Origin of the sequence: Methylocella tundrae (assembly GCF_901905185.1) — a bacterium.
Lineage (GTDB): Bacteria > Pseudomonadota > Alphaproteobacteria > Rhizobiales > Beijerinckiaceae > Methylocapsa > Methylocapsa tundrae.
Window position 1 is genome coordinate 1 of the sequence record NZ_CABFMQ020000097.1, and the last position, 15858, is coordinate 15858.

General features: G+C 57.8%; 14 protein-coding genes. 12 read left to right on the top strand and 2 right to left on the bottom strand.

The window, feature by feature from the left end; all coding sequences use genetic code 11:
* Positions 1-94: 94 nt before the first annotated feature.
* From MPC4_RS14935 to MPC4_RS14985, 11 genes are all read left to right on the top strand, one after another.
* Positions 95-343 (top strand): DUF190 domain-containing protein, encoded by a 249-nt coding sequence (locus MPC4_RS14935; RefSeq protein WP_174513225.1) that lies wholly within the window; start codon positions 95-97, stop codon positions 341-343.
* Positions 344-805: 462 nt separating this feature from the next.
* The gene (locus tag MPC4_RS14940; protein ID WP_174513213.1) at positions 806-2296 is read left to right on the top strand and encodes an SGNH/GDSL hydrolase family protein; all 1491 of its coding nucleotides are present in this window, start codon (positions 806-808) and stop codon (positions 2294-2296) included.
* Between the two features lie 502 nt (positions 2297-2798).
* On the top strand, positions 2799-3260 hold the full coding sequence (locus tag MPC4_RS14945; RefSeq protein ID WP_244629040.1) for a UDP-N-acetylglucosamine transferase subunit ALG14: 462 nt from the start codon (positions 2799-2801) through the stop codon (positions 3258-3260).
* Entirely contained in the window at positions 3257-3733 is a 477-nt protein-coding gene (locus MPC4_RS14950) for a glycosyltransferase (RefSeq protein ID WP_174513214.1), read from the top strand. Before MPC4_RS14945 ends, MPC4_RS14950 begins: the two co-directional genes overlap by 4 nt.
* Before the next feature lie 194 nt (positions 3734-3927).
* On the top strand, positions 3928-6084 hold the full coding sequence (locus MPC4_RS14955) for a GumC family protein (protein WP_174513215.1): 2157 nt from the start codon (positions 3928-3930) through the stop codon (positions 6082-6084).
* Between the two features lie 141 nt (positions 6085-6225).
* On the top strand, positions 6226-6804 hold the full coding sequence (rfbC, locus tag MPC4_RS14960; protein WP_174513216.1) for a dTDP-4-dehydrorhamnose 3,5-epimerase: 579 nt from the start codon (positions 6226-6228) through the stop codon (positions 6802-6804).
* A gap of 1 nt (position 6805) precedes the next feature.
* Positions 6806-7861 carry a dTDP-glucose 4,6-dehydratase gene (gene rfbB / locus MPC4_RS14965; protein ID WP_174513217.1) on the top strand — a complete coding sequence of 352 codons (1056 nt, stop codon included), beginning with the start codon at positions 6806-6808 and terminating at the stop codon, positions 7859-7861.
* A 48-nt stretch (positions 7862-7909) separates the two neighbouring features.
* Positions 7910-8848, top strand: coding sequence for a glucose-1-phosphate thymidylyltransferase RfbA (gene rfbA / locus MPC4_RS14970; RefSeq protein ID WP_174513218.1), 939 nt, complete (start codon positions 7910-7912; stop codon positions 8846-8848).
* A gap of 68 nt (positions 8849-8916) precedes the next feature.
* Positions 8917-9753: a glycosyltransferase gene (locus MPC4_RS14975; RefSeq protein ID WP_174513219.1), complete on the top strand. Its 837-nt coding sequence runs from the start codon at positions 8917-8919 to the stop codon at positions 9751-9753.
* Positions 9754-9914: 161 nt separating this feature from the next.
* Positions 9915-11093, top strand: coding sequence for an O-antigen ligase family protein (locus tag MPC4_RS14980; protein WP_174513220.1), 1179 nt, complete (start codon positions 9915-9917; stop codon positions 11091-11093).
* Positions 11094-11247: 154 nt separating this feature from the next.
* The gene (locus MPC4_RS14985; protein ID WP_174513221.1) at positions 11248-12261 is read left to right on the top strand and encodes an acyltransferase family protein; all 1014 of its coding nucleotides are present in this window, start codon (positions 11248-11250) and stop codon (positions 12259-12261) included.
* A gap of 89 nt (positions 12262-12350) precedes the next feature.
* On the opposite strand, the gene MPC4_RS14990 is transcribed toward MPC4_RS14985, so the two are convergent.
* On the bottom strand, positions 12351-13676 hold the full coding sequence (locus MPC4_RS14990; RefSeq protein ID WP_174513222.1) for a glycosyltransferase: 1326 nt from the start codon (positions 13674-13676) through the stop codon (positions 12351-12353).
* A gap of 1 nt (position 13677) precedes the next feature.
* Positions 13678-15015 (bottom strand): lipopolysaccharide biosynthesis protein, encoded by a 1338-nt coding sequence (locus tag MPC4_RS14995; RefSeq protein ID WP_174513223.1) that lies wholly within the window; start codon positions 15013-15015, stop codon positions 13678-13680.
* Positions 15016-15653: 638 nt separating this feature from the next.
* Between MPC4_RS14995 and MPC4_RS15000 the strand changes: the two genes are divergently transcribed.
* Positions 15654-15858 (top strand): hypothetical protein (locus tag MPC4_RS15000; RefSeq protein WP_174513224.1); only part of this gene is annotated, 205 nt, incomplete at its 3' end.

Consider the following 15858-nt stretch of genomic DNA (forward strand, 5'->3'; position numbering starts at 1 on the left):
ATGATGATCTCCCGATCGAAATGACGGCCCTTGAAAAGATCTTCAATGTTCAGCATCCGGGTTCGGGTCCTCTCCAAAGGCGTGTTCACGCCAAATATGCCGCGCTTTCGCCGTTTGCACCAGAACCTTCCCGTTGACCCAGGATCTTCCGGTTGTGGTTGAGATCGTCGACAGCGAGGCCAAGATCGACGGCTTTCTTCCCGTCCTGGATGAATTGATGGAAAGCGGTCTTGTGACGCTCGAGAAAGCGAAGGTTTTGCAATACGGCCGGCAGCGCGCCGGATTGCTGCAGCGCATCAGGGACCAATTTGTCCAGCATCCTCACGAACGCAAGACTTGCTGACATAGAGGCCGCGCGCGGGGTGCCACTGGGGCTTTTCAGTTTCACGCGACTTTAGCGCGTCGCATGCAAGGGCCAAGATCCCGCCAGCCATCGCCAACGCGGCGAGCCCGAGGGCGAAGGAAGCTGAAAACCGCCGTTCGCCTCGCGCGCCTCGCTCGTCGGGCCGCTCAGCAAGCCCTGATCGCGTTCCGTTTGGCCGGACCCTATTGCGCAGCGTCTCCGCCGTGCAGCCGATCTAGGCTGCGATCAAGCTGATCGCCGATCATCGCGAGCCGTGCTCGCCTTGATGCTCCAAAAACCATCCGCACTGCACGGGCGCGAACCTCAGCGGGTGTTCTCTTCGTCAGGGCTCAGCGGGCGGTGTTTACAATTGTGATGGATATGATAATATAATTATGGTCAGTTAATATATGGCAAAAGTTGTGAGACATCAATGCCCAAATCGAAAGCGCCCCTCTCATAATGATGGATCGACGCAGCCTTCTGAGCGGCTCGGCCTTAACCTGGCTTATTGATCGCCTTTCGCCTTTCAGCTCCGGCGCCGTCGCGGCGGCGACAGCCCCCTCTTTGCCCGCGCTGCCGCTCCCCGCAGGGGCGAAGCTCCTGGGACTTGGCCATCATGCGATTCAAATCGGCGATTTCGCCGGCGGCCCTAATGTCGCGTGCAGCATTAACAGCTATTCGCCGCTGATCTGGAGCCGATTTCTCGACCAGCGGGTCAATCTGCACTCTTTCTACGATCCGAACGACCCGTGGGGGCGCACGGCCGGCTCGATCCTCACGATGAGCCCAGGGCCCGGCTTCAATGGGGCGAACCAGGGAGTCGAAGCCGATATTTTGTGCCCGGCTCCGCTCCCGAACGTACCCGCGACCAACACCCCAGGCATCCTCGCGCGCGCGCCCTACGCTCTCGCGCGCGATCCAGACGTGATATTCATCCAAGCGGGCGACAACGACATTCAAGGCGGACGGAGCGCAGCCGCAATCATCGCCGATCTGGATCATCTTCTTACGCAGATCCGCAATGCGGGCGTATGGGTGATCCTCTGCACCCTGCTGCCCGTCTGGCCGAGTTGGACCGACGCCCAACATGCCATTCATGATCAGGTGAACACGTGGATTTTGGCGCAGAACGAGCGCGAAGGGGTTAAAATCGGCGACATGCGTTCCGTATGGCCGAACCATCTGTCATTGTTGGCAAGGACCATAAATCAGACCGGGCAGACCTACTATGACGCGCTGAACTATCCCGCCGCCAGCCGCGCCGCCAATAGCGTCATCGTGCCGCTGCTCGGCGCCATGGTGAAGGCAGCCGCCGTCGACAGTTCAAATCCAGCGGCTGGCAATCTTATCCCTAATTACGCCTTCAAGGGCGCGACCGGCAGCAAAGGCGTCGGCGTCACGGGTCAGGTGGCGACCGGATGGGCGCTAAACCGCATAAGCGGCGCATCCGCGGCGATTGCGTCCTTGGAGGCGAGCGGCGCCGCCGGGCTAAACAAGCAGGTGATAACCGTCGATGCGACGGACACGGGCAATAGCAACCAGTTTTTTCGTTTCTCCTTTGCGACACTCAATTTCTCGACCGTCGGCGTCGTGGATGGAGATTGGGTGCAGCAATTCGTGCCGATCGAGGTCGACTCCTGGACCGGATGGACAACGATCTCGCCGAAGATCGACATGCAGGGTGCGCGGCGCTTTATCGCCAACCATGCGGTGACATTGGTCTACAGCGGCAGTTCCACCTGGAACGCGCCGGTCTATGTTGGCGCCGGCGCATTGCTGCTAGCTTCGGAGCCGACGCAGGTTTTGCCGGGCGCGGGCTTGACCAGCTTTCGCACGACGGAATTCATGGATATCTATTTTGACGGCACGAAGGGCGGGTCTGGCAAGCTCAAGATCGGCAACCCAATCCTGCGCAAGGTGAGCGATCCGCGGCCGGCGTGGAATTTGTAGACGGCGCCCGCGCAATGCGCGCTCAAGCTGCCTTTAAGCCTGCGAAGCACCAATCGAAAACGCCGCGAGCCTTCGCCAAGATTTCTCGCCAGGCGCAGCTGCTGAGAGTTCGGAGGCGGGAGCAGGCGTGCGATGGCGCGGGTCTTTATCATCCCATATTCTGAGACGCCAACCAGGGCGCCATCAGCGGAGCCGGATCCATTTCGCACTTGCGATATTAAGCGACTGTGATATGATGAATGTCGTCACACAACCGGGTCCGATAGTGTCGGCGCGCTGCACACGCTCCCTGCATTAGGAAATTCCCGGCAGGCGATTTCTAGTCAAGCGCGTTCCTTGATCTCGTTGGAAGCGAATCGAGATCATCGATTCAAGTCCGCCGGGTCTACATAACTCGCGCAGTCTCTTCCGCATTCCTAGCGGACAAAGATTCAGCGGCCGTTTCGCCTCATGCGCGAGGCGATGCTCCGCTCATTTTCTCAACAGGGCCAGGGGGATGGCAATGCCGATGCCGAACACGACAAAAGTCCTTGCGATATCGTCGGGCGGCGGTCACTGGGAGCAGTTGATGCTTTTGCGCGAGGGGCTCGGCGCATCCAATGTCGTTTACGTGAACACGATCCGGGGTCTTGCAGAGAAAGCGGGCGTGTCGCCGGCTTACGTCATCGCGGATTGTAATCGAACGGTTCCAATCCGCAATCTACGTTGCTTGATGCATATCTTGAAGATCGTGTTGCGCGAGCGCCCGGATGTGGTCGTCTCGACAGGCGCCGCTCCTGGGCTCCTTGGATTGGCGATCGGCAAAGTGCTCGGCGCCAAAACGATATGGATCGACAGCGTCGCCAATTGCGAGCGCCTATCGCTTAGCGGCCAAGTGGCGGGTTGGATCGCCGATCTCTGGATTACGCAGTGGAGTCGCCTCGCGAAGGATAAGGGACCGCACTATTTCGGCAGCGTGCTATGATACTTCTTACCGTGGGGATGCAGCTTCCTTTCGATCGTCTTGTTGGAGCCGTCGATCGAATTGCGGTTGAGCTTGATGAAGAGATCTTTGGCCAAATCGGCGACGGCAGCTACGTCCCCGTCAACTTTGCGTTTCGCAGAGCCGTTGCGCCCGCCGAATTTGAGCAGAAAGTCAGAGAATCCCGCGTAATAATCTCCCACGCTGGCATCGGCTCTCTCATCGTTGCAAAGAAATATGCGAAGCCGATCGTTTTTTTTCCGCGGCGCGCGGCGCTCGGAGAGCATCGCAACGATCATCAGCTTGCGACGTGCTCGCAGTTTGAGGATCGGATCGGGGTCTACGTAGCATATGGCGAGAGCGAATTGCGGGAACATCTGAAAGCCAAAAACCTGTCTTCTCCGCGCGACGAGGTGAGCGAGCAATCGCGATTTGAGCTCATCGAGAACATCAAGAGTTTCATCGGCTCGCTGTAATCCGCATTCTGCATAGCGCATGGCGAACGTTATGATCGCCTATGATTGCATCATGAGGACGCATTCGCAGCCTGCATTTGAATAGCCCGACCTCGTTTGGGCCTCGCTAACATGATGAGTGTGCGATGAACGTATTGATACAGCACCCACAGCAAGCCTTGAGCCGCGTAGAGCCTCAAGAGCAGGCGACGTCCATGGACGCGCTCAACAGCTTTACAACGCTTATGAGGCGCCAGTGGCGTCTGATCGCCGCGGCTTGCCTAGTGGGTATCGCGCTGGGCGTCCTCGTACTGACGCTTTTGCCCAAGAAATATACGGCGACGGCGTCGGTGTTCGTCGACTTCCTGCACCCGGCGGGCTTGACGACGCAGATGGCTCCGGCGACGCTTGGTTTGGTCGATCCCGCTGCGGTGGAGAGTCAAATTGACATCCTGCAGTCGGAGCGAGTGGCGATAGGAGCGATTAATAGGCTCGACCTATTCAAAACGCCGGAAGTATTGTTGCATCCGCTGCCTATAATCTCCGGGATATACTGGCTCGCGCATGAGGTCGGCCTCATGGGGTCGCCGAGCGATTACGAAATTCGCCGCGCCATGATCGCCGCCGTCATGGCGGATACGACTGTCCAGAGAGCCGGAAAAAGTCAAGGCGGCCAGGAGACTTTCGTCATCGAGGTGTCGTTCGACGCGCGCGACGCGGAATTGGCGGCCCGGATGGCGAACGCTCTCGCGGAGACATATTTGACCGACCAGTTGGAAGCTCGCTTCGATATGGCGAAGCTCGCGAACGACTGGTTCACAGAGCGCCTGCAGACCATGCGTAAGTCGGTCAGCGTCGCAGAGCAAGCCGCACAGAAATACAAAGCCGACAACGATATAACGATGGTGAGCGGCAACAGGGCGATGTCCTTGGTCGACGAGCAGAACCTCGGGCAAATCGAGGAAGGTTTGACTTCGGCTCGCTCCGCCTTGGCCGACGCTCGTTCTCGCCTCGCCACGCTCAATCAGATTATTGCTTTAGGAAATCCGCTGGCGGCGGTCCCGGACGCGCTCGCCAGCCCCACGATCCAACATTTGCGCAGCCAGTATGCGGATCTAACTCAAAGAGAGGCGGATCTGCGGCAACGAGGCACTCCGCCAGAGCATTATGTGATGGGCCAGATCCACGCAGGGATAGCTGAGGCGCAACGTCTTATAATGGACGAATTCACCCGAATCCGCAACAGCACCCAAAACGAAGTGAGCTCGACTGAAAGCAGGATCGCTCAGCTGGAACAGCAAAGCGCGGACTCGGCGGAGTCGCTCAAGCAAATAAAGGCGAAGGAGCTTCATGCGGCCGAACTGGATCGAGAGGCGTCGGCTGTCCGCACTTTGTATGAAGCGTTCATGAACCAATTCCAGGTGACGACGCAGGCGCAATCATACCCCGTCTCGGAAGTTCGAATGGTCACGGTGGCTCAACCTCCGGTGAAGCAAAGCCGCCGGGTAGGCTTGATCCTCGGGCTCGGCGGCGCTGTAGGCGTGCTCATCGGAGGCTGCATGGCGTGGCTGCGAGAGAATGCAGGGCACGTGAAGACCGGGCAAGAGCTGGAAGACGCTATCGGCGCGCCATTCCTTGGCGCATTGCCGAAGGTCAGTGCGCAACTGGCCCCGAAAAACCGACGCCTAGGCCGTTTGAGACCGCTGCTGACCTATGCTGTGGACAATCCAATGTCTTCGTATGCGGAAACGATACGCAATTGCAAGGCGTCTCTGGCGCATCTCAAGGAGGAGCCAACAAACGCTGTTCTGGGAATCGTATCCGCTGTGCAGGGGGAAGGGAAATCGACGTTTGCGGCGAATCTGGCGTATCATCTGGCCTCTGCCGGACATCGCACGCTGCTGGTGGATGCCGACACAAGAAACCCAGATTTATCCTCGGCTTTCGATAAGGCGGACTCAAGCGGATTGATTCAGGTCTTGTCGCAGGGAGCGGCTATCGATGACGTTCAAATCGTCGACCCTGAGTTAAGCCTCCTCGTATTTCTTCCTTGCGGCGCTCAGGAGACGATGGCGGATGCAGACGAACTTTTAATGTCGCCTGCTTTCGTGCAGTTCGTCGCCTCCATGCGCAAGGAATTCAGATATGTGATTTTCGACTTGCCGCCTTTGGCTCCTGTTGTGGACGCCGGCATCGTTTCACGTCAATTGGATGGGCTCTATTATGTGGCTCGATGGAACAAGACAACTGGCGACGTAATCAGACGTGCGCTGCGGAAATCCCACATGGCGAAAGAACGGTTAATAGGCGGCGTCATCAATTGTGTGCCGGAGCGCGAAGGGGAACGGCCCTATTCTTATCGTCGGTCATGAAGTCCGCTCACGCAGGCCGCATTGTCGAGGCGGCCGCTGCTCCGAAGCCAGATGCGTCTTGGCGCTTACGGCGTAAGCGCAGCGAGGCGGCGCGGGCCGTCGCCGACGAGCGCTCTCCATTTGCAAATCGATAGGGCTACAATGAAACGTGCGCCGCTGGAAATTGCTGATGTCATAATGATAACCCCGCACTTGATCGCGGACAGCCGCGGCTACTTCTCGGAAGTGTTCAAGGCCGCATGGTTCAATGAGCACATAGCTGACGCCGTGTTTCTGCAGGACAATCAGTCGCTGTCCGCGCAGGCGGGCACGATACGCGGGCTGCATTTCCAGATGGAGCCATTCGCGCAAGGAAAGCTGGTGCGTGCGATCGCTGGCAGGTTATTTGACGTCGCGGTAGATCTTCGCGGCGGTTCGCCGACCTATGGAAAATGGGTCGGCGTCGAGTTGTCGGCGGATAATGGCAAGCAGCTGTGGATTCCGCCGGGCTTTGCTCACGGCTTTGCGACGCTCGAGCCGAACTCAATCATCCATTATAAGGTCACTGCGCCCTACAGCGCGGCGCATGACCGGGGAATACGCTGGAATGATCCGGCGATTGGCGTTGAGTGGCCGGTCTCCAGCGAAGCGGCCTTGCTGTCCGACAAGGATAGGCAGCAACCGTTCCTGGGACAATCGCCGTACTACTTTCATTATAGATCCTTAAAGCAGGAGGCGTAACATGCGTTTTCTGGTCACGGGCGGAGCAGGCTTCATCGGATCTGCGCTGGTGCGTTACCTGGTCAATGAAATAGGCGCCGAGGTCTTAACAGTCGACAAGCTTACCTATGCCGGCAATCTCGCCTCGCTGAAGGCTGTCGAGGATGCGCCCAACCACCGCTTTCTCAAGGCTGACATCTGCGACCGTGCGAAGATCGCTCAGGCGCTCGCCAGTTTCCAGCCTGACCGCATCATGCATCTCGCAGCGGAAAGCCATGTCGACCGCTCGATAACGGGCGCTAGCGATTTCATTGAGACCAACGTCGTCGGCAGCTTTCATCTCCTTGAGGCGGCGCGCCATTATTGGAGCCAGCTTGACGGCAGGAGCAGAAAAAACTTCCGCTTCCTGCACGTCTCGACGGATGAGGTCTACGGATCTTTGGGAGACGATAGTCTGTTCGACGAGGCGACGCGTTACGATCCCTCCTCGCCTTATTCCGCGTCGAAGGCGGCGAGCGATCATCTGGCGATCGCCTGGCATAGGACTTATGGCTTGCCGGTGATTGTCTCAAACTGCTCGAACAATTACGGTCCCTATCACTTCCCTGAGAAGTTGATCCCGCTGACCATTCTCAACGCGCTGGAGAGCCGGCCATTGCCCGTCTACGGCAATGGCGTCAACATCCGCGACTGGCTGTATGTCGAGGACCACGTCCGCGCTCTGCATCGCATCGTGTCTGACGGACGCGCCGGCGAGAAATACAACGTCGGCGGCCGCAGTGAGCGCCGCAACATCGATGTCGTGGAGAGCATCTGCGCGTTGATGGACGAGCTGCGGCCAAACGACGCGCCGCATGCGCGATTGATCTCCTATGTAGCCGATCGCCCGGGGCACGACGCACGATACGCCATAGATGCGACGAAGGTCGAAAGCGAGCTCGGTTGGAGAGCGCTGGAGACGTTTTCGAGCGGCGTCAAAAAGACGGTGCGCTGGTATTTCGAGAATGAATGGTGGTGGAAGCCGCTGCGTAAGACAGTTTACGCCGGCGAACGTCTCGGCGTTCTGACCGGGATGTGACGCAGGCGCGGTCGTTGATCGAGCTATCAAGCAGCAAGGATACAAGGCATGAAGGGCATCATACTAGCTGGCGGATCGGGCACGCGGTTGTATCCGATCACAAACGCCGTCTCGAAGCAGCTTATGCCGGTCTATGACAAGCCGATGATCTATTATCCGCTCACGACCTTGATGCTCGCGGGAATTCGGGACGTGTTAATTATAACGACCCCTCACGATGTGGAGAATTTCCGTCGCCTGCTTGGAGACGGCTCGCGGTGGGGCGTTTCGCTCTCCTACGCCGTTCAGCCAAGTCCTGATGGCCTGGCGCAAGCCTTTATCATTGGCGCCGATTTCGTGGCTGGAGGGCCGTCGGCCCTAGTCCTTGGCGACAACATTTTTTATGGCCACGGCTTGTCGGAGCTCTTGGAGTCGGTCGCGCAGGACAGCGAGAGCGGCGCTACTGTCTTTGCCTATCATGTCTCGGACCCCGAGCGCTACGGCGTCGTGGACTTCGACGATGAGATGCGCGCCACTTCTATCGTAGAGAAGCCGCAACAGCCGAAATCCAACTGGGCGGTCACCGGGCTCTATTTTTATGATGAAAGCGTCGTCGATATCGTCGCGAACCTCAAGCCGTCGCCGCGTGGCGAGCTTGAGATCACGGACGTCAACCGGCTCTATCTTGAGCGTGGTCTATTATCGGTGAAACTGATGGGACGCGGCTACGCCTGGCTTGATACAGGCACGCCGGACAGTCTTCTCGAGGCGGCGCAATTTGTAAGCACGCTCGAGAGACGGCAGGGCTTTAAAGTGTCTTGTCCTGAAGAGATCGCCTTCCGCATGGGGTATATCGACGAAGGACAGCTTGAAGTCTTGGCCCAACGACTGGGAAAGAGCGCATATGGGCAGTATCTGTTCAAGATCCTCAATGACGCGGCTCATCAACAGGGCGATTCTGAGCGGCGCCGAGATGGCCGCGCCGCCCTTGCGCCGGTGTTGGCGTAACGCGCATCGGCGCCGGCGCATGTGGGATGGTCAGGTAGAGACAACCCGAAGCAGCAGAGAAACGCAAGATGACCGATGGTGTGAAGCATTTTCTGTTGACAAGGTTCAATGTCGCGGCACCCGGCCGGGAGGAGGCGATTCGTCTGCGTCCGGGCTGGCTCGATGGACGTTTCAACCTCTTTAGCGAATATTGCCTGCCGAGCGTATCCGCCCAGACCCGACAGGACTTCGAATGGATTGTCTTTTTTGACGATCAGACGCCTGAGAAATACAGGCGCCTAATCTTCGAACTTCAGGGCGTCTATCCCTTCCGCGCCGAATTTACCGCGTTCTTCGAGATGAATAAGATCGTGCCCCAATTGGTAAGCGCAGGCGAGGGCGCGGAATGGCTGCTGACGACGCGTCTCGACAGTGACGATATTCTTGCCGTCGACCATATGGCTCGTCTGCGCGATGTTGTGAGTCTGCGGCGGCCGCGGGTGATCAATTTCTCTGACGGGCTCATTCTCTCGATCGCTGACGCGCAGCCTCGCCTCTATAGCGTTCGGGACGACGCTAACCCCTTCGCCTCGTTAATGGAGACGATGGGGCGGGACGTTCGCACCATCTGGGGCGAGAAGCATGTCGATATCGAACGCCTCGCGCCGATCGAGCAGGTCGGAGGGGCTCCGGCGTGGATGCAGATCGTCCATGGCGCCAATGTGTCAAACCGAATCAAGGGGCGCCGCGTGAGGCTCGACTCATTTTGCGACGTCTTCCCCTATCTCAAACATCTATCCGAAAGCGTAGCGGAGTCCGGCGCGGAGATCAGACGTGAGAACAGCGTGATATTGCCAATGCGGCAGGCCAAAGAGTCCCTGCGCAGGATCGCGAAAACGGTGTACTACGCGGCGATGAAGTCTTAAGTGCCGCCGGCGCCGCCGCGAACTCGTCGAGTGCTGCGGGTAGGCCGTACGAATGGCGGCCTGTTTGGCGCGCTGCGCCGCGGGCGAAAAGATTGGGCCGCAACATGCTGCGTGTGCGTCGTGCGGACAAGCGCGAACCTGTCCGCGGGAGAGAAGCTGAAATGACCTTTGTCCAGGTTTTCGCCGTCGGCTATATCAGCTTCATTCTCAATTTCGAGAAGATCTTCGGCATTGAACAAGCCGTCCTGATCTCGAAATGCATGTTGCTTCTCTCCGCGATCATGGCCGTGGCGGCGCGGCCGCGGATCACGATCTCCTTTTGGCTCTCGTGCAGCGCATTGCTGCTCGTCTTCGTGACCGCCGCGCTCTCGCGGTTTAGCGAGTTCGAATGGGGAAATTGGCTTCGGGCGCTCAACAATGTGATCGTTCCATTCTTTCTTCTAAGCATCGTGCCGAATGAAAAAGACAGGGACTCATTGCTCAAGGTCCTTGCGTGGGGTCCGGTAGTATCGGTCGTCGCTGGGATACTATACCAGGCGATCGGCCGCTCGACCCTCTTCGGCGCGGACAATCTCAATGGAGCGCAGCGCCTGCAAGGATCGCTTATTCCGGCCTTTTTGGGCGGCGTGGCTCTGACCGGGGCGCTTGCGGCCTTCTTTCTGGCGCGATGCCGGGACAGCCGCTTTCTAAGGCTCGCCATCGTTGATGTGCTGATCCTGCTGCTGACAGCCGCGCGCACGCCGGTCGCTTTGGGCGCAGTGATATGCGGCTATTTCTTCTTCTTTGAACTGAACATCGCGCGCACGAAGAAAGTCGCCCTCGTGGCGTTCGCCGCTGTAGCCGGGATCTGCTTTCTGGCCACAGTCGGACATATCATCGTAGACCGATTCAGCTCAGGCAATATGAGCGGGCGCGATATTTTGTGGCGATATCTCTATACGGTTATCGACCGGTATTGGGATTTCGGCGTCGGCCTCGGGCATGTCGGATTGACCGTCCCGCACGCCGTCTCGGTGCTCGTTGGCGGCATTGTAGCGCCGCACAATGAGTTCATTCGGCTGTCGGTCGAACTCGGCGTCATCGGGGCCTCGCTCTATATAACAATCTTCGTTCTGATCATGTTCAATGTTTGGTTACGGGCGCGTGCGGGCCGGGCGATCGTGTTCCTGACCGGCGCGGGATTTCTCCTGTTGTGCTACACAGATAATGCATTTCTGACGCCAACCTATTATCCGATGCTTTTCGCGGCGTCATTCTGGGCGCTTTGCCCACCTCGAAGAGTTCGGTACGCGATGGCGCCGGTATTTGTCGAAGAGCAGGGGTTCGAACTGGCGAAGTAGGACGAGCCGTGATGTCCCGCGCGACGGTCTGGAAGATGGACGTCGAATTTAAACGCCAATCATAGGTCGCGGTTGTGCGCAGCAAGGATCTGCGGGGGTGGAGGCCGATAAGCGCCCGAGGCGTCTCAAGGCTTAGAAAACAAAGGGCCGAAGAATGTCGATTTCAGATCAGCGACGAGATTGGCTCGACGACATCGAGCGGCTTAAGGGCCTGATGATCATTCTCGTCGTCTGGGGTCACTGCTATGATCCGAATCTGCCGGATTGGGCGCTCGGACTACGCCACGCGATCTATGCGTTTCATATGCCTGTCTTCATGTTTCTCAGCGGCTATGTCTACATTCACGTCAAGGCCCATTTGCTTCGTTCGAGCTATGGAGTCTATGTGCTGAAGAGGGCGAAGCGGCTTCTCGTTCCGTTTTTCGCCATGGCGGCGATCATCATTGCAGGGAAGATCGCCTCCCAATCGTTTGTCGTGGTCAATAAGCCGATCAACGACGTCGCCGCTTCGGTGTGGCACCTATTCATACACACGGAACAGAGCCCGGTTCTTTTCGTATGGTATCTCTTCGTACTGTTTGCCATTTCGATTATGGTTCCGATCCTATCGAGAGGACAACGGTGGGGATTGGCGGCGCTCGGTGTGGCAAGCGTCCTCCTTCATATCGCCCATGTAGAGATGTTCTATTCGGGGATTGTTCTCGACTATCTCTACTTAAATCGCATTATCATGTATTTCGTCTTTTTCATGTATGGCGCCCTGGCTTGCGAATATCGGGACCGGTGGATCAACTTCGTCGGCAAGGCGTGGCTGGCGGCGCTCGTGCTCTTCGTCCTATTGCAATTCGCCGCATGGGAGAGCGAATGGCGCTATCTGCTGGTGGGCTGCACGGCGGTCGTCCTGTTTCACGGTCTCATGAGATCCAAAGCGCAGGAAGCGCTTGGCTTTCTCACGTTCTTCGGCCGCAACGCTCTGGTGATCTATCTGCTCAATCTCATCTTCGTCGGCGCGGTGCGCGGCATATACACAAAATATCTGTCGCCGCATGATTACGCCATGGGCCTGCTGCTGAGCTCCACGGCTCTCGGCGTCTTTGGTCCAATCATCGTGAAGTATGCCATTTTCTCTGTTCGGCCGTTAAGACCGCTCGCCGTCGCGATGGAATAGACAGTTCGCTCGGCGCTTGGCTTCATCTCCGGCTCTGCTCGCCGAAGCTCAAGCCTCTTATCGACGTGCGCGAAAGGCGGCGAATCGGCTCAAAGGCTAACCGACGTCTCGTTGCTTGATGGACTTTTCGTGGCGGGCTGCCACGGGCTTTGCGCTATGGCCTTATAGAAAAACGCCGCGTCCAATTTCGCAAACAGTGAATCTCTCGAAAATTGCTGTGCATAGGGAGCGCACCGCTGGGACATCGACCGGAGCGTCTCCGGATCCCCCAAAAGCAAATTGACTGCTTCGCAAAAGCTTGGCGCATCATCGCAGACGATGAATGGTTCCTCGTCGCCTCTTGGAAATCCCTGAGCCCCGAGCTGCGATGTAACGAACGGCAGTCCATTGGCGAGATAATCGAGCATCTTTATTTTGAGCCCGCTGCCCGACCTTATGGGATTTATGGCGAAGCCGGCGCGCCGCGCGACTTGAGCGAGATCCTTCACGATGTGATGTTTGACGACCCCGGCATAGTCTCCTGGGATCTCCTCGCACACCGATCCAGCGACGTTCAATGTGGCTGAGGGATGTCGCTGCCGTACTCCGGGCCACACGTCTTCCAGAAACCATAGGAGGCCGTCGACATTGTGCGAGGTCTTGCTACCGATGAACAATATGCCTCCGCTCGGCGCCGGTTCAGCGGTCACTGTCTTTGCGGCGGGCGTAACAGGCGAAGGAAAGACGACAATTCTCGCGTTTGGCTCCAGTGAAGCGAAGACGCTCGCGTCTTCGCCGCTTATCGCGACGATCGTGTCAAAGCCCTTTAGGGCGTCGCGTTCTGTTGCGGCGGTGATGACGGGCGTGACCTTGATGTCCCGGCTAACGAAAGATGCAAAACGTTGATGAAAGACATCGTGCGTAATAATGATGGATCGAGCGCCGTCCGGCGGATTGCGTCCGAACGCGCTCAGGAAAATGGTGTCGATCAGAACGAAGTCGGCTTTCGATCGCGCGATCCAGCGTTGACTTGCAGCAACTTCGGCGGGGCCGGCAAAATGCCCCATGACGACCTGCGCCTCACTGACATGCCGGCGGCGCAGACGGGCGGCGAACTCCTTGAGAAGGGCGAATTTTGAATCAACAAGACCGCCATAGATTGCTCTACGCCATGCCCCGGGCTTCAAGACTAAAATCCAGTCTCCGAATCTGAGCAGTCCGTCGCCAGCAAGTCGGACGTTGCGAAATGGGATATAGTTTGAGAGCCGGAACAGGAGTTTGGGAAGTCGGTATCCGACGATGAGAATGGTGGCGCCGAATTGACGGGAGTCGAGGTAGTCCAGAAAAGCGTAAAGGTAAGACAGGTTGCCGGCGCTGCCTAATTGCGGAAGCGCAGCGCAGACAAGCAATGCCTTCTTTCGCGAAGTCTGCGGCATATTAGACAATTCGTTCGACCTGCTTGCGTTTTAGCGTCTCAGCGGCGCCGGCCGCGGATCTGAAGATCATGTCGCGCAATGCATACATGGATCCGATGAGAGCGAAGAGAGCGCCTAAGACGGTCGCAAGGGCGGCTCCGTATGAGCCCCACAAAGGGCATAGGGCAAAGGCGAGAGTGACGCCAAGCAGCGCGCTGAGGAGGCGCCATAGCGTATTGCTGTTGAATCGCCGGCTGATGTTCACGAGAGATTCGACGGGCAAAGTGATGGCCAGGATGACGGAGAATAGCCCCCAAAGCGGCAGCAAAAGGGAGAAATCCTGAAATTTCTGACCATAGGCCAAATGCAAAATGGGTTGCCGGAACGCCGTCATGACGATGATGGCCGCTAGCCCGATGCAGCTATAGGAAATGAACGTGCGCCAAAACGCTTCGCGAATGCCGTTGGGCGTCCCAGCGCTTTCGTCCTTGAGGGAGTGCTTATCAACGATGTCGAGGCTGCGTATTATGATCTGAAGAGGTTGAGTGAGGCTGCGGATTGCGACGAAGGCCGCAGCCTGGGCCGGCTCGCGCGTCGCCGCGAGGATCAGAAATGGCGCCTGATTATATCCGGAGTAGTACAGCGCGCCCATGATCGACCATGGAGCATAGATTTTCAAATCACGCTTCAGCATCCGGTAGCCCCAGCCCCAATGAGGCCGCGCGACGAACAGCAAAACGAGCGTGCTCTTGATCACGCAGAAAGCGCAGAGAATTGTAATTGCGGTCGCGAAGCTTATGCGGGACGCAAACAGGGCGATCAGGCTAACCGTCACGAGATAGAGGCTGGAGCAAATCAATGGCGCCCAGATGCGGCCGCATTTGATAAGCGCCATGCGCTCAAACTCCAGTCCGAAATAGAGCAGGCCGCAAAGAACGCTAGCCATTACGGCGTCGGGCGCGCTTTCCATCGCGGTGCTTGAAAGGATCGACGCGGCGATCACGAGGAACGGAAAGAGAATCGCCAGCATGATAATATGTTCCGCTACCCGTCCGGCGACGACCTTTCGCGCGGTTCGCGTCGAAAGCAGAGCGAAGGGAACAATATAGATGCCTCGCTGCGCGGATTGAACGCTGAGCGCGAGCGACAAGGCTATGCCATAGGCCGCCAGAGCGCTATTGCTGTAGGCGTGGGCGATTGAAATCGTGAGGAGGAAATTGCTGGCCGAAAAGACAATCTGATCCAAGAACAGCGAAAGGCGCAAGGGGAGCGCGCGACCGTCCTTGCCTCCAGCCCATCCGACGATAAGCCGTTTGCCTCGAACGAAGGCTCCGCGTGCGGCGCTTTTAGCAATCGTCATATTGCGGCTTCTCTCGATGTGAACAGGCCAGACGCAAAACATTCGACCGAATGTCTGAACAATCGGATAGATCGGCCTCGCTCCAATAAAATCTAACATGTAAAGGAGCATGCCGGAAGGGTCTGAACCGCCGTTTGCGGGCTGTGTTGCGCCAGCATAGATGAGGACGGGCGTTCCTGTCGCGTATTTTCGTAAGGCGCCAAACGACGCATGGGTTTCATCGCACGCGGCGATCAGATCTCGAGCCAACACGGCTTGGCGACTCTGCCAGGTCGCACGAGACGGAAGGTTGCAGCCCGGAATTCGGCACGCGGATCTGCGCCTCGCGCGTGTAGAGTACGCTGATGACGATCAGCGTGCGCCTGCAGCGACGCGGCTTGAAACTTTATGGTTGAATCGAAGCCTCTATTGGTACGAATGCGGGAAAGTTTCGGCCGGCCGAAGAGAGCGTAACGAACTAGCGCTTTAACGTCGCATCGACGCCGCGCCGCTTTGTCGCGCCCGCGCCAACAGCGAAGAAGGCGGGCGAACTGCGCCGCTCTCGCGTTGTGGATAACGCTTGCCTCAAGCGCCGCCACATTGTGCTGCGTTCGGATGCTCTTTCGCAATTGGAAGGACGCACGTCATAAGGCGCTCGAATGGTCGAAGCTTCATCAGCCCGCTTCCGGCGGTTCGACCCGACGGAGTTACAAGTCATGCTGGCCGCCGCCGCCAGGGGTTGTGGTGCAAACTTTCGGAAATCAACTGCGCAACAGCCAGGAGCACGAACCGGCTCAAGCGGCAAGAACCGCATTCCACATTTCCGGCGCGGTTTTGTTTTTGATCCGGAGCTTGCCAAGTTTA

Excerpts from the sequence above, each read along its gene's own strand:
- MPC4_RS14940 (WP_174513213.1), top strand. The coding sequence starts at position 806 with ATGATGGATCGACGCAGCCTTCTGAGCGGCTCGGCCTTAACCTGGCTT.
- MPC4_RS14945 (WP_244629040.1), top strand. The coding sequence starts at position 2,799 with ATGCCGATGCCGAACACGACAAAAGTCCTTGCGATATCGTCGGGCGGC.
- MPC4_RS14950 (WP_174513214.1), top strand. The coding sequence starts at position 3,257 with ATGATACTTCTTACCGTGGGGATGCAGCTTCCTTTCGATCGTCTTGTT.
- MPC4_RS14955 (WP_174513215.1), top strand. The coding sequence starts at position 3,928 with ATGGACGCGCTCAACAGCTTTACAACGCTTATGAGGCGCCAGTGGCGT.
- rfbC (WP_174513216.1), top strand. The coding sequence starts at position 6,226 with ATGAAACGTGCGCCGCTGGAAATTGCTGATGTCATAATGATAACCCCG.
- rfbB (WP_174513217.1), top strand. The coding sequence starts at position 6,806 with ATGCGTTTTCTGGTCACGGGCGGAGCAGGCTTCATCGGATCTGCGCTG.
- rfbA (WP_174513218.1), top strand. The coding sequence starts at position 7,910 with ATGAAGGGCATCATACTAGCTGGCGGATCGGGCACGCGGTTGTATCCG.
- MPC4_RS14975 (WP_174513219.1), top strand. The coding sequence starts at position 8,917 with ATGACCGATGGTGTGAAGCATTTTCTGTTGACAAGGTTCAATGTCGCG.
- MPC4_RS14980 (WP_174513220.1), top strand. The coding sequence starts at position 9,915 with ATGACCTTTGTCCAGGTTTTCGCCGTCGGCTATATCAGCTTCATTCTC.
- MPC4_RS14985 (WP_174513221.1), top strand. The coding sequence starts at position 11,248 with ATGTCGATTTCAGATCAGCGACGAGATTGGCTCGACGACATCGAGCGG.
- MPC4_RS14990 (WP_174513222.1), bottom strand. The coding sequence starts at position 13,676 with ATGCCGCAGACTTCGCGAAAGAAGGCATTGCTTGTCTGCGCTGCGCTT.
- MPC4_RS14995 (WP_174513223.1), bottom strand. The coding sequence starts at position 15,015 with ATGACGATTGCTAAAAGCGCCGCACGCGGAGCCTTCGTTCGAGGCAAA.